This window comes from Streptomyces sp. CNZ301 (assembly GCF_004217425.1).
Genome location: NZ_SHLG01000001.1, coordinates 4,911,230 through 4,923,317, shown reverse-complemented (window position 1 = coordinate 4,923,317; position 12,088 = coordinate 4,911,230). Strand labels below are relative to the sequence as shown.

The 12,088-nt window shown below is 72.0% G+C and carries 11 protein-coding genes; 4 read left to right on the top strand and 7 right to left on the bottom strand.

Features of this window, described 5'->3' with window-relative positions:
- The first annotated feature begins 70 nt into the window (after window positions 1-70).
- Window positions 71-637, top strand: a complete 567-nt coding sequence (locus tag EV375_RS21255; RefSeq protein ID WP_130300937.1) for an ABATE domain-containing protein — start codon at window positions 71-73, stop codon at window positions 635-637.
- A 189-nt stretch (window positions 638-826) separates the two neighbouring features.
- On the opposite strand, the gene EV375_RS21250 is transcribed toward EV375_RS21255, so the two are convergent.
- From EV375_RS21250 to EV375_RS21240, 3 genes are all read right to left on the bottom strand, one after another.
- Window positions 827-1,441, bottom strand: a complete 615-nt coding sequence (locus tag EV375_RS21250; protein WP_130300935.1) for a dihydrofolate reductase family protein — start codon at window positions 1,439-1,441, stop codon at window positions 827-829.
- Window positions 1,442-1,638: 197 nt separating this feature from the next.
- Window positions 1,639-2,133, bottom strand: coding sequence for an ATP-binding protein (locus EV375_RS21245; protein ID WP_130300933.1), 495 nt, complete (start codon window positions 2,131-2,133; stop codon window positions 1,639-1,641).
- A 270-nt stretch (window positions 2,134-2,403) separates the two neighbouring features.
- Window positions 2,404-3,162: a phosphoglyceromutase gene (locus EV375_RS21240; RefSeq protein WP_130300931.1), complete on the bottom strand. Its 759-nt coding sequence runs from the start codon at window positions 3,160-3,162 to the stop codon at window positions 2,404-2,406.
- A gap of 113 nt (window positions 3,163-3,275) precedes the next feature.
- Here EV375_RS21240 and EV375_RS21235 point away from each other — a divergent pair, with 113 nt between their 5' ends.
- Entirely contained in the window at window positions 3,276-4,784 is a 1,509-nt protein-coding gene (locus EV375_RS21235; protein WP_130300929.1) for an MFS transporter, read from the top strand.
- Here the strand turns inward: EV375_RS21235 and EV375_RS21230 are convergent.
- Both EV375_RS21230 and EV375_RS21225 read right to left on the bottom strand, forming a co-directional pair.
- The gene (locus EV375_RS21230) at window positions 4,746-6,653 is read right to left on the bottom strand and encodes a GAF domain-containing protein (RefSeq protein ID WP_130302013.1); all 1,908 of its coding nucleotides are present in this window, start codon (window positions 6,651-6,653) and stop codon (window positions 4,746-4,748) included. The two genes, EV375_RS21235 and EV375_RS21230, sit on opposite strands and share 39 nt — an antisense overlap.
- Before the next feature lie 292 nt (window positions 6,654-6,945).
- Entirely contained in the window at window positions 6,946-7,746 is an 801-nt protein-coding gene (locus EV375_RS21225) for a 3-hydroxybutyrate dehydrogenase (protein WP_130300927.1), read from the bottom strand.
- 154 nt (window positions 7,747-7,900) lie between these two features.
- Between EV375_RS21225 and EV375_RS21220 the strand changes: the two genes are divergently transcribed.
- A complete protein-coding gene (locus EV375_RS21220; RefSeq protein WP_130300925.1) occupies window positions 7,901-8,938 on the top strand; it encodes an extracellular catalytic domain type 1 short-chain-length polyhydroxyalkanoate depolymerase in 1,038 nt (345 codons plus the stop codon).
- A 281-nt stretch (window positions 8,939-9,219) separates the two neighbouring features.
- Window positions 9,220-9,495, top strand: coding sequence for a hypothetical protein (locus EV375_RS21215; protein ID WP_130300923.1), 276 nt, complete (start codon window positions 9,220-9,222; stop codon window positions 9,493-9,495).
- Window positions 9,496-9,755: 260 nt separating this feature from the next.
- On the opposite strand, the gene EV375_RS21210 is transcribed toward EV375_RS21215, so the two are convergent.
- The gene (locus tag EV375_RS21210; RefSeq protein ID WP_130300921.1) at window positions 9,756-10,361 is read right to left on the bottom strand and encodes a type III secretion system chaperone family protein; all 606 of its coding nucleotides are present in this window, start codon (window positions 10,359-10,361) and stop codon (window positions 9,756-9,758) included.
- Window positions 10,354-11,736, bottom strand: coding sequence for a D-inositol-3-phosphate glycosyltransferase (mshA, locus tag EV375_RS21205; protein ID WP_130300919.1), 1,383 nt, complete (start codon window positions 11,734-11,736; stop codon window positions 10,354-10,356). The genes EV375_RS21210 and mshA overlap by 8 nt, the downstream gene beginning before the upstream one ends.
- Window positions 11,737-12,088 lie beyond the last annotated feature (352 nt).

The following is a 12,088-nucleotide window of genomic DNA, read 5'->3' as shown; positions in this document are numbered from 1 at the left end:
TTCGCGTTGCGTCACCAGTCAGACAGGTGACGACCTTGTCACCGCCTTCGTCACCGGTCAAGATGGTGACGTGAAATTCGCGTTCGTGAGCGGCAACCCGGCACTCGACCTGGCCGGCACCGTGGGCTACCGGCGCGACGAACCCGTCGACGCCCTCTCAGGACCCCCGGACCTCGAACAGTGGATCGGGGAGTGCGACGAACTGCCCGACGGCGTGCGAGCCGGCCGTGCGGGCTTCGAATCCGCGCTGTCCTTGCGGGAGGCGCTCTACCGCCTCGCTCTCGACCGCATCCACGGCCGGCGCTTCGACCCGGGCAGCCTGGAGCTCGTCAACCGCGCGGCCGCCGGGCCGGTGCCCACCGTCGAACTCGGCGACGCCGGGCTGCGCATCTCGGGGGACCTTCCTGCCGTGCTCTCCTACCTGGCCAGGAGCGGCATCGCTCTGCTCGCCGACCCCGACGCCTGCCTCAAGGAGTGCGGCCGCGCCGGCTGCACACGTCTCTACCTCGACCGCTCGCGCGGCGCCCGTCGCACCTGGTGCGGGATGGAGGCATGCGGCAACCGCGTCAAGGCCGCCGCCTACCGGGCCCGGCGACGCGCTTTGGCCGCGGGTGGCGGACCGGGCGGCGCGGCCTGACCGGGCGCAGCGCGCGCAACGGGCCGATGCCGCTCGTACGGCGGCCGTTGCGGTCCGGGTACTCAGCGTTTCCGGACGGCCGCCCGGAAACGGGAGCGCGGGACGAACGGCGCCCGGCCGGGGCGCCATTGACCGCCTGATGTGAAGTTCCGTACGTGCACCGCGACATGAGGTTCCGCAACCGCGTGGTCAGACGACGTCGTAGGTCAGGTGGGTCGCGGTCGATGTCGGGGTCACGCTCCGCTGCACCAGCGTGCGCTGCGCTCCGCCGGTGAACAGCGGCGTCCCGGCACCCAGCACGACGGGCGCGAGGTGCAGCGACAACACGTCCACCAGTCCGGCGTCGAGGGCCGATCCGACCGTGGCGCCGCCGCCCATGAGAAAGACGTCGAGGTCCTTGCCGGTCTCCGACGACGCCGCCTCGGCGCGCTCGCGGGCGGCACTCACGGCGTCGGGCAGTCCGGTGGTGACGAACGTCCAGTCGAGGTCGGTGAGCCGCACCGACTCCGGCGGCGAACTCGTCACGACCACGAACGCGGGCCTGCCGACCTCGCCGGCGCCGTAGCCGGACGTGTCGTCCCACCCGTGCGGCCCGTCGACCACGTCGAAGAGCCGGCGGCCGAGGACGACGGCGCCCGAGCGGGCGGTCGCCTCGCGCAGGATCCGGCGGTCCTCGGGGTCGTCGGAGAACGCCCAGGTGTGCAGGGCCTCGCCGCCGTCGCCCAGACCGTTGTCCGGGCCGGGGCCGGGCCCGGTGACGAAGCCGTCGAGGGAGACGGAGATGTCGGCAACGATTCGAGTCATGCCAAGGCAGACCCGATCCGCCGTCCGGACTCATCGCTCGGCGCATCGCGGCCCGGAGTCGAAAGGGCACCAGCCCGCGCAAGAAGCGCGAGCAGGGCCTTCGTTGCGCCGCAGTGCTGCTTCTTGTGCTTGCTTGCCCGTTCTTGTACCAGCCTGCCCGGACTCGAGATGGTGGCAGCAGTCTCGACGGACCTGCCTCAACCTGGAGTTGGAAGTACCGGGGGCTCTTCGTCCTCGCCCTCCGGGGGCTCGGAGTGCTCAGCGATCCAGGCCAGGGTCTCGGACGAAATCACGCCCTGTTGCGGGTCGTCGTTGCGCTTGGCCAGTCGCCGTAGCAACTCGTCGGGTCGTGCCTGGAAATGGACCAGCCGCCACTTGGCACCGTGGCCCGTCACCAACTGCTTGAAGTCCTCCCTCGCAGAACGCGTACCCAGGCCGTGATCCAAGACGACCGAACGACCTTCCCGAAGGACCTCGACAAGCTGCCGCCGGACATCTTCGATCACAGGCATCTGAAGCGCGAGGTGTTCGTGTTCTGCGTAGTCCTTTCCGATCCGTCCGTGGCGGGCCGTCATTTCGTCATCCACGGACAGGCGGACGATGCCTCCTCGTGCCAATGCCTTGGCGAACGTGGTCTTACCCGATCCCGGCAGTCCGGTGAGTAGCCATACAACAGGCTGGAGGTCGCACATCCGGCAGACCGTAGCGGTCGTGATGCCCTGTGACGACCGGGTTGTGAGGCGTCCAGGTGCCCCGTCCGATGCTTCGGGCAAGGCCTCCCGGACTTGCCGTCAAGAGGCCCGGCGACGCGGCGGCCGAAGGCAGGGGCGAGGTTCGGGCAGTGCTCCCGCCCGAATCGGCTCGCGCGGCTTCCCGGGCGGACGGCAGCCTGACAGGACACAGGTGAAAAAGCCCCTGCCCGCAGCAAAGCCGCGGGCAGGGGGCTTTCTCGCGCTGTGCGGCTACTTCTTGCCCTGGTTCTTCACGGCCTCGATCGCGGCCTTCGCCGCGTCCGGGTCGAGATACGTGCCTCCACGCTTCACCGGGTGGAAGTCGGCGTCCAGCTCGTAGCTGAGCGGGATGCCCGTGGGGATGTTCAGGCCCGCGATCTCCTCGTCGGAGATGCCGTCGAGGTGCTTCACGAGGGCGCGCAGGGAGTTGCCGTGCGCGGCGACCAGGACGGTGTGGCCCGCGAGGAGGTCCGGGATGATGCCGTCGAACCAGTACGGCAGCATCCGTCCGACGACGTCCTTGAGGCATTCGGTGCGCGGCCGCAGTTCGCTCGGGACGCCGGCGTAGCGCGGGTCGTCGCTCTGCGAGTACTCGGCGCCGTCGGGCAGTTCGGGCGGCGGGGTGTCGTACGAGCGGCGCCAGAGCATGAACTGCTCCTCGCCGAACTCCTCACGAACCTGCGCCTTGTCCTTGCCCTGGAGGGCGCCGTAGTGCCGCTCGTTGAGCCGCCAGGAGCGGCGGACCGGGATCCAGAGCCGGTCGGCGGACTCCAGTGCGAGCTGTGCGGTGCGGATGGCCCGCTTCTGCACGGAGGTGTGCAGCACGTCGGGGAGCAGCCCGGCGTCCTTGATCAACTCGCCGCCGCGGACCGCCTCCTTCTCGCCCTTCTCGGTAAGGTTCACGTCCACCCAGCCGGTGAACAGGTTCTTCGCGTTCCACTCGCTCTCTCCGTGCCGGAGGAGGATCAGCTTGTACGGTGCGTCGGCCATGCGGAGCACCCTACTGGGTGTGTCCGGTGGTGTGTTCGGAGGAGATATCCGCTGGCTGCGGTGTGGCTCCCGCGCACATGTGGCAGCGGCCGGTTCGTCCCTACGGTCACGCCATGAACCCCGAGAACCCCGCAGCTGACAAGAGTCCGACGCCACCCCAGGCGTCCCCGTCGCCGGCGTCGCCGGCACCGTCGTCCTCATCGTCCACGCCGCCCTCGTCGTCGCTGCGGCGCGTCGTCGCCGCCAGCCTCGTCGGCACGACGATCGAGTGGTACGACTTCTTTCTCTACGGTTCGGCCGCAGCCCTGGTCTTCGACAAGCTCTTCTTCCCCAGCTCCGACCCGCTGGTCGGCACGCTGCTGGCCTTCCTCACTCTCGCCGTCGGCTTCGCGGCCCGGCCCATCGGAGCGCTCGTCTTCGGGCACTACGGCGACCGGATCGGCCGCAAGAAGCTGCTCGTGCTCAGCCTGATGATGATGGGCGGGGCGACGTTCGCGATCGGGCTGCTGCCCACGCATGCCGCGATCGGATCGCTCGCACCCGTACTGCTGACGGTGCTGCGCCTCATCCAGGGCTTCGCCCTGGGCGGCGAATGGGGCGGCGCGGTGCTGCTGGTCTCCGAGCACGGGGACGCCAAGCGCCGCGGCTTCTGGGCCTCCTGGCCGCAGACGGGCGCGCCCGCGGGCCAGTTGCTGGGCGTGGCCGTGCTGGCGGTGCTGACGGCGCTGCTGTCGGAAGAGGCGTTCCTGAGCTGGGGCTGGCGGGTGCCGTTCCTGCTCTCGGCCGTGCTGGTCGGCGTCGGCATGTGGATCCGGCTCGCCGTCGACGAGACGCCGGTCTTCAAGGAGGCCCGGGCCCGCGCCGAGGCGCGCAAGGCCGAGTCCGCGATGACCGGCGGGGACGAGCAGGCAGAGAAGATGCCGCTGGTCGCGGTGCTGCGCTACCACTGGAAGGACGTGCTCATCGCCATGGGCGCGCGGATGGCGGAGAACATCTCCTTCTACGTCATCACCGCGTTCATCCTCGTCTACGCAACCAAGGAGCTCGGGCTCTCCCAGCAGACGGCGCTGAACGCCGTGCTGATCGCCTCCGCGGTGCACTTCGCCGTGATCCCCGCCTGGGGTGCGCTCTCCGACAAGCTCGGACGCCGACCGGTCTATCTGATCGGAGCGGTCGGCATCGGCCTGTGGGTCTTCCCGTTCTTCGAGCTGCTCAACACCAAGAGCTTCGGTTCGATGGTGCTCGCGGTGATGGTCGGGCTGGTCCTGCACGGTGCGATGTACGCGCCGCAGGCGGCCTTCTTCTCGGAGCTGTTCGCCACGAGGGTGCGCTACTCCGGTGCGTCGATCGGCGCGCAGTTCTCGTCGCTGGCGGCGGGTGCGCCGGCGCCGCTGATCGCCACCGCGCTGCTGGCGGACTACGGCAGCTCGACGCCGATCGCACTGTACGTGATCGGTGCCGCGGTGCTCACCGTCATCGCGATCGCGTGTGCGAAGGAGACCAGCCGACTGGACCTGACGAAGATCGGTCAGGACGACGCCGTCGGCGACGGCGGCGCCTCCAGCCCCGCGTCCGCGGACGGGTCATCCTCCGACCGCTCCCGCGAGCCTGTGCAGCCGTAGCGCGAGCTGCGTCTCGAGGGCGCGCTCCGGGGACTGCCAGTCGTCGCCCAGCAGCCTGGCCACACGCTCCAGGCGCTGGGCGACGGTGTTCACGTGGACGTGGAGTTCGTCCTTCGCGCGTGCCGGGCTCATCCCGCACGCGAAGTAGGCGTCCATGGTGGCCACCAGGTCGGTGCCGCGGCGTGCGTCGTAGTCCAGTACGGGCCCGAGTGTGCGGCGTACGAAGCTGCCCACGTCGCGGCTGTCGGTGAGCAGCATGCCGATGAAGCCGAAGTCCTCGGCGGCCGCGCCCTCTCCGGTGCGCCCGAGCAGCCGCAGCGCGTCCACGCAGCGCCGCGCCTCCGGGTAGGCCGCGGCGACGGCTCCGGACTCGGCGGCGGGCGCGGCCACGGGCGCCGAGGCGCCGACGGTGACGGGTGCGCCCGCGGAGTGCCCGAGTTCGGCGGCGATCTCGCCGGCGGTGCGGGACGGCGTGCCGTCGGCGCGCAGCGGCAGCAGCAGCACGATCCCGCCGTCCCTTGCGGCGGCCAGCCCGTGCCGGGTGGCGGCCAGGTGGGAGGCGGCGGCCCACAGACGCTGCCTGCCGAGGCTCTCCTCCTGCTCCGCCGGGGCCGCCCGTCCGGAGGGGCCTCCGGAATGACCTTCGAGGCGGGCGCTGAGGAGTACGTGCGGCGTGTCGAGGTCCGCGTGCAGCCGTGCCGCGCGGTCGCGCAGCAGACGCGGGTCGTGGCGCGTGGAGTCGAGGAGGTCGTCGAGGAGTTCGCCGCGTACGCGCTGCTCGGCCTCGCCCGCCGATCGGCGTGCCAGCAGCAGCAGGGACGTGACCATGGCGGCGCGTTCGAAGGTGCGCTGGTCGACGGGGTCGAGCAGGGGATGGCCGTGCAGGACCAGCGCGCCCAGGAGTTCGCCGCCGGCGGTGACGGCGGTGACCCAGGTGTCTCCGTCCCGCATGGCGTGTCCGGCGCTTCGGGACCGTTCCACCGAGGGGTGGGCGGAGGCGGCGGACGGCTCGACGAACTCGACGCGTCCCTCCAGGACTTCGGAGACCGCGGCGGCCACGTCCGTCACGTCGCCGCCGCGCAGCACGAGTTCGGTGAGCCTGTCGTGCACGTCGCTGGCGCGCTCGATCGTCTCGTTGGCGCTCTCCAGTTCGGCCATCGCGTCGCGGGTCTCGGAGAGCAGCCGTGCGTTGTCGATCGCGACGGCGGCGTGGGCGGCGAACGAGCCGAGCAGAGCGATCTGTTCACGTTCGAAGACACGCGCGCGGCGGTCGGCCGCGTAGAGGACGCCGATGACGTCGCGTCCGCCGAGCAGCAGCGGCACACCGAGGATGGCGATCAGGCCCTCCTCGCCGACGGCCGCGTCGATGGGACCGGTGTGCCGGAAGCGCGTATCCGTCGGATAGTTGTCGGTGACGTACGGGCGCGCCGTCTGCGCGACGAGCCCGCCGAGCCCCTCCCCCATGCCGAGGCGCACCTGCTGGAAGCGGGCCGAGACGGACCCCTCGGTGACGCGCATGTACGTGTCGCCGCGCTCGTGGTCGGTGAGGGACATGTACGCGACCTCTGTGCCCAGCAGCGAGCGGGCACGCTGCACGATCGCGCGGAGCACGTCGTCCAGGTCGCGCAGTCCCGCCAGGTCGTGCACGGTCTCGATGAGCGCGGTCAGCTCGGCCTCGCGGCGCCGCCGTCCCTCCAGTTCCGCGCGGATGCGCAACGCCAGCAGCTTGCCGTTCTCCAGGGCGGCCAGCTCGGCGGCCGGCGCGCCGGCCTCACGGGCGCGCGCGAGAGGTTCGTCGTACGCCTCGACGGGCGCATGGCGGGAGAGGAGTTCCAGGTAGGCGGCGTCGGAAGGCCGGGCTTCGGGCATGGTCACAGGCTTACCGTGGCGCGTGGCGGGACGCCAGTGGCCGCCGGTCCCGCCCGGGACGCCGGAGGCCGGTGAGCCGGCGAGGTGCGGGCGCTGCCGGGGCGGCCTGTCCGACCGCCGGCACGCCCGGAAGCGGGACTGCCGGGCGGACTGACAGGCGGGCTGACAGGCGGACTGCCCACCCTCCCCCGGGGCCTGGGGGTACGACCCGGCCGAAGGCCCAGGGGGAGGCCCGGGCCGGGCCCCAGGCCGCACGTCGAGACCGCCGTCAGCGCGCGCGTCGGTGCGCGCGTCAGTGAGCGGTCCACGCGCCGTCGAGGGGCAGCGAGGTGCCGGTGACGAAGGACGCCTCCCGGGTGCACAGATAGGCGACGGACTCGGCGACCTCCTCCGGTTCGAGCAGCCGCTTCAGCGCGGAGTCGGCGAGCAGGATCTCCGAGACGACCCGGTCCTCCGAGATGCCGTGCGCCGCCGCCTGGTCGGCGATCTGCCGCTCCACCAGCGGCGTACGGACGTAGGCGGGGCAGACGCAGTTGGACGTGACGCCGTGCTCGGCGCCCTCCAGCGCGGTGACCTTCGACAGGCCCTCCAGGCCGTGCTTGGCGGAGACGTAGGCCGACTTGTACGCAGAGGCGCGCAGCCCGTGCACGGAGGAGATGTTCACTATCCGGCCCCAGCCCTGCTCGTACATCTGCGGGAGCGCTCCGCGCACGAAGCGGAAGGGGGCCTCCAGCATCAGCGTGAGCAGCCTGCGGAAGTCCTCGGGCGGGAACTCCTCAATGGGGCGCACCAGTTGGGCGCCCGCGTTGTTGACGAGGATGTCCGTGCCGGCAGCGAGGCGCTCGGCGGCGTCGAGCCCTTCCGCGTCGGTCAGGTCGAGGGGATGGGGCTGGAGCGAGCCGCCGCCGTCCTCGTCCTGAAGGGCCCGCAGCCCGTCGGCGTCACGGTCCACGACCCGGACCTTCGCGCCCGCCGCAGCCAGTCTGAGGGCGCACGCCCGTCCGATGCCGCTCGCGGCACCTGTGACCAGCGCGGTGCGGCCGGTCAGGTCGAGGGCGACGGAGTGGGGGCCGGGAGTCAGCTGCTCGGTCATGCGGCAACGCTAGGTGCGTGTGCAGCGGCCGCCCAATGTGGTGGCGCCACACTCACGCCCCGTCACCACTGGACGCACGACACGTTCGGGTGCCGGTTGCCGCGCCCCTACCGTCGACTGGTCCCCAGGGGACGCCCCCCACGGAAGGAGCGCCATGAAAGCAATCCGCTCGAGAGCCGCTCTGCTGCTGACCGCACTGACCGCACTCGCCACCACGGGCCTCGCCGCCGCGGTCGGCGGAGGCACCTCGTTCGCGGCGGACCCCGCCGGAGCCTCGCGCTCCGCGGGCCCGGCGGCCGGGAAGGCCGCGGCGGCCGGCCTGGAGAAGGTCGACGGCTTCGGCTCCAATCCAGGAGCGCTCGGCATGTACCGCTACACCCCGGACGGACTGCCCGCGAAGGCTCCCGTCGTCCTCGCGCTGCACGGCTGCACGCAGGACGCGGCGACGTACTTCGAGGGGGCCGGCTGGCAGAAGGCCGCGGACGACGGAGGCTTCTCCGTCGTCGCACCGCAGCAGGAACAGGCCAACAACGCCAACAAGTGCTTCAACTGGTTCCAGTCTGCCGACACCGGCCGCGGCAAGGGGGAAGCGCTGTCGATCAAGCAGATGGTGGACCGGACGGTCGCGGATCTGGACGCCGACCCCTCACGCGTCTTCGTCACAGGCCTCTCGGCGGGCGGCGCCATGACCGCCTCGATGCTGGCCGCCTACCCGGACGTCTTCAAGGGCGGCGCGGTCGTCGCGGGCCTGCCGCACGGGTGCGCGAACAGCGTCGTCGAGGCCTTCACCTGCATGAATCCGGGTGTCTCCAAGTCGGCCTCGGCATGGGGCGACCTGGTCAGGAACGCCGCCCCGGACCACTCGGGGGCCCGGCCGAAGGTGTCGGTCTGGCACGGCACGGGTGACACGACCGTGGCACCGAAGAACGCCGAGGAGTCCGTCAAGCAGTGGACGGACGTGCTCGGCGCCGACCAGGAGGCCGACGCGACCGAGGAGTTGCAGGGCGGCACCGCCCGCTCCGACTACGAGAACGCGGACGGCGACGTCGTCGTCCGCAGCTACCTGGTGGACGGGATGCCGCACGGCACGCCCGTGAAACCGGACGAGGACTGCGGCAAGGCAGGCCAGCACTTCCTCGACAAGATCTGCTCGACCAAGCACATCACCGCGGACTGGGGGCTGGGAGGCTGACGCCAGGTCCCTCCCCGTTCCCGGCTGCTCCCCCGGAGGTGCCAAGGCGCGCTCCGGCTCCCGGCACCCGTGCGCGCCGGCCCGCTCACACCTCTGGGGGAGCACGCATCTCCGAGTCCGTACACCCCTGTTGTGGCTTGTCCGCGCCTTCGGCGGCAGGTGCGCACAGGGGTCGCGGAGCTTCCCGAGCGGGCACGGCGGTTGCGCACCTCGCACGATGGACCCGGCGCCCGCGCCGTGCGGGCGCCATCCACGTGCAGGCAACCGCGGAAGGGAAGCAGATGATCAACCTCGCACGCGCGATAACCACTGCCGGTGTCGCACTCGCTGTCTCACTCGTCGCCGTACCCTCGGCCTCGGCCGTCGTGAGGGAAGCGGGAAGGACCGTGGCCCGTGCCGCGGCCCAGGCCCAAGCCCAGGCCCAAGCCCAGGCCCAAGCCCACAACGAGCCCGCCGACGCGGGCCGCCTCCTGGCACAGGCCGGCGGGGAGCCGACCGGCAGTCCCCTCACCTGCGAGATGGAGGATTCGAAGCCGGAGACCGCCGTGGTGTCCTGAACGTCCCCCGGCCTCTCTTCCTCCGGTCTCCCTGGTCACCGGTTCTCCGGTCTCCCTGGTTCACCGGTTCACCGGTTCACCGGTCTCCCTGGTTCTCCGGCTCACCGGTTCACCGGACCCTCGATCACTGCGCACCTGTCGCGCACCGTCCGAGATCGACCGCGCGTGCGGACCCTCACCGGCCGCGCCTCGAACCCCGGGTCGCACTCCGGGCGGCGGACCACGGACCGGGCCGGGACCTCGCCCGGCCCCTGCCGTCGTCAGCCGCTCCTGCCGTCCGGTGTGCCTCCCGTCAGATGCGTGAAGGCGTCCAGGTTGCGCGTCGACTCGCCGCGCGAGGTGCGCCACTCGTACTCGCGGCGGATCGCCGACGCGAAGCCCATCTCCAGCAGGGTGTTGAAGGAACCGTCGGCGTTCTCCAGCACCGCCCCCAGCAGCCGGTCCACCTCTTCCGGGGTGACGGCGCTCAGCGGCAGCCGGCCCGCCAGATAGATGTCGCCGAGCTTGTCCAGTGCGTAACTCACCCCGTACAAGCGGGTGTTGCGTTCCAGCAGCCAGCGGTGCACGGCCGCGTGGTTCTCGTCGGGGCAGCGCACGACGAAGGCGTTGACGGAGAGCGAATGCCGTCCGACGGCGAGCGAGCAGGTCGTGGAGAGCTTGCGCGTGCCCGGAAGCGTGACGACGTAGGTGCCGTCGGCGGGGCTTTCCCACTCCAACCCGGCCTCGCGCAATGCCTGTTCGACGGCGCCGCGGGCCCGGCTCGGCGCGTCGCCGCGGGCCCTCGCGGCGCCGGCGCCGTTCGTTTCCCCGGCGGGCCCGGCACTCTCGGTGCCACGGGCGCCCTTCGCATCAGCCGCGTCAGCCATGGGCCGATCGTAGGTGACGGCGACGGTCGTGCATCGCGTCGGCATAGACCTCGAGGGTGCCTGCCGCTGCCGCGTCCCAGCCGAACCCGGCGGCGTGCCGGGCCGCGGCCTCGCCCATGCGCTCGACGGGGCTGTCCGGCCCGCCCGTGACGAAGCGCCGCAAGGCCCGCGCGTAGTCCCGCGGGTCGTGGCCGTCGACGAGGAAGCCGCTCACCTCGTCCCGCACGGCGACCGGCAGCCCGCCCACCGCCGCCGCGATCACGGGCGTCCCGCAGGCCTGTGCCTCGACCGCCACCAGCCCGAAGGACTCGCTGTAGGACGGCATCACCAGGACGCTGGCGGCCCGGTACCAGTCCGCGAGCTCCTCCTGGCCAACCGGCGGACGGAACCGCACGATGTCCGAGATGCCGAGCTTCGCGGCGAGCTTGTGCAGCCACTCCGGCTTGGCCAGTCCGCTGCCGCTCGGCCCGCCGACGACCGGGACGAGCAGCCGCCGGCGCAGTGAGGGCTCGTCCTGGACGAGCAGCGCGGCGGCACGCAGCAGGATCTCGGGGGCCTTCAGCGGCTGTATCCGTCCGGCGAAGAGCGGGATCACCGCGTCCTGCGGCAGCCCCAGGCGGGCACGGGCGGCGGCGCGTCCGTCGGCGGGGCTGAAGCGTTCCAGGTTGACGCCCGGGTGTACGACGGCGGTGCGCGCGGGATCGGCCTCGTAGTGCCGGACCAGTTCGCCGGCCTCCTCGGCCGTGTTGGCGATGAGCCTGTCGGCGGCACGCACGATCTGCGTCTCGCCGATGACGCGGGCGGCCGGCTCCGGGGCGTCGCCCTCGGCCAGTGCCGCGTTCTTCACCTTGGCCATGGTGTGCATGGCGTTGACGAGCGGAACGCCCCAGCGCTGCGCGGCGAGCCAGCCGACGTGGCCCGAGAGCCAGTAGTGGGAGTGCACCAGGTCGTAGTGCCCTGGCCGGTGGCCCGCCCACGCCTGCATCACGCCGTGCGTGAACGCGCAGAGCTGCGCGGGCAGTTCCTCCTTGGCCAGGCCCTCGTACGGGCCCGCGTCGATGTGCCGGACGAGGACTCCGGGGGCCAGTTCGACGCTGGGCGGCAGGGCGGCCGCCGTCGAACGCGTGAATATCTCCACCTGGGTGCCGTGGGCCGCGAGCTGCTTGGCGAGTTCGACGATGTAGACGTTCATGCCGCCCGCGTCTCCCGTCCCCGGCTGGTGCAGAGGGGAGGTGTGCACGCTCAGCATGGCGACCCTGCGGGGCCGCCTGCCGGACCCGAGCCGCAGCCGCGGGCGCTGCTGCTGCGGCTGGGCGGGCCGACGGGCCCGGGGGAGGGTGCGGAGCTGACCGAGCCGCGCCATGTACTGGCTCACGGGCGATGCCTCCTCGTGTGGAGTGCCTGCGCTGCGGACACCGGCGGAGCCGCGGACTCTGCGGCACGCCAGGCCGGGCCGGCATGCGGCAGGCGTGCGTACGCGGAGCTTCCGGCCCTCCACGCGAGAACACCGGAGTTGCTGCTTCCCATTCCGGCTGTGCCGAATCGTGACACCACGGCTTTCCGGATCACGGCAACGCGGTTCCGCCGGATCGTGACGCCGGGCCCCGCCGCGTGGTGACCGCATCGCCTCGCGACGGCCGTCGCGAGGCGGCACGGCCCGGCGTCGTCCGGCCTCGGTCCGCCCGGAGCGTTCTGCTCCGGGCGAGGGGGCCGGGCCGTGGCCGCCG

What these genes read in the sequence shown, in the direction of transcription:
- EV375_RS21250 (WP_130300935.1), bottom strand. Translation starts at nt 1,441, where the DNA reads ATGACTCGAATCGTTGCCGACATCTCCGTCTCCCTCGACGGCTTCGTC.
- EV375_RS21245 (WP_130300933.1), bottom strand. Translation starts at nt 2,133, where the DNA reads ATGTGCGACCTCCAGCCTGTTGTATGGCTACTCACCGGACTGCCGGGA.
- EV375_RS21240 (WP_130300931.1), bottom strand. Translation starts at nt 3,162, where the DNA reads ATGGCCGACGCACCGTACAAGCTGATCCTCCTCCGGCACGGAGAGAGC.
- EV375_RS21235 (WP_130300929.1), top strand. Translation starts at nt 3,276, where the DNA reads ATGAACCCCGAGAACCCCGCAGCTGACAAGAGTCCGACGCCACCCCAG.
- EV375_RS21230 (WP_130302013.1), bottom strand. Translation starts at nt 6,653, where the DNA reads ATGCCCGAAGCCCGGCCTTCCGACGCCGCCTACCTGGAACTCCTCTCC.
- EV375_RS21225 (WP_130300927.1), bottom strand. Translation starts at nt 7,746, where the DNA reads ATGACCGAGCAGCTGACTCCCGGCCCCCACTCCGTCGCCCTCGACCTG.
- EV375_RS21220 (WP_130300925.1), top strand. Translation starts at nt 7,901, where the DNA reads ATGAAAGCAATCCGCTCGAGAGCCGCTCTGCTGCTGACCGCACTGACC.
- EV375_RS21215 (WP_130300923.1), top strand. Translation starts at nt 9,220, where the DNA reads ATGATCAACCTCGCACGCGCGATAACCACTGCCGGTGTCGCACTCGCT.
- EV375_RS21210 (WP_130300921.1), bottom strand. Translation starts at nt 10,361, where the DNA reads ATGGCTGACGCGGCTGATGCGAAGGGCGCCCGTGGCACCGAGAGTGCC.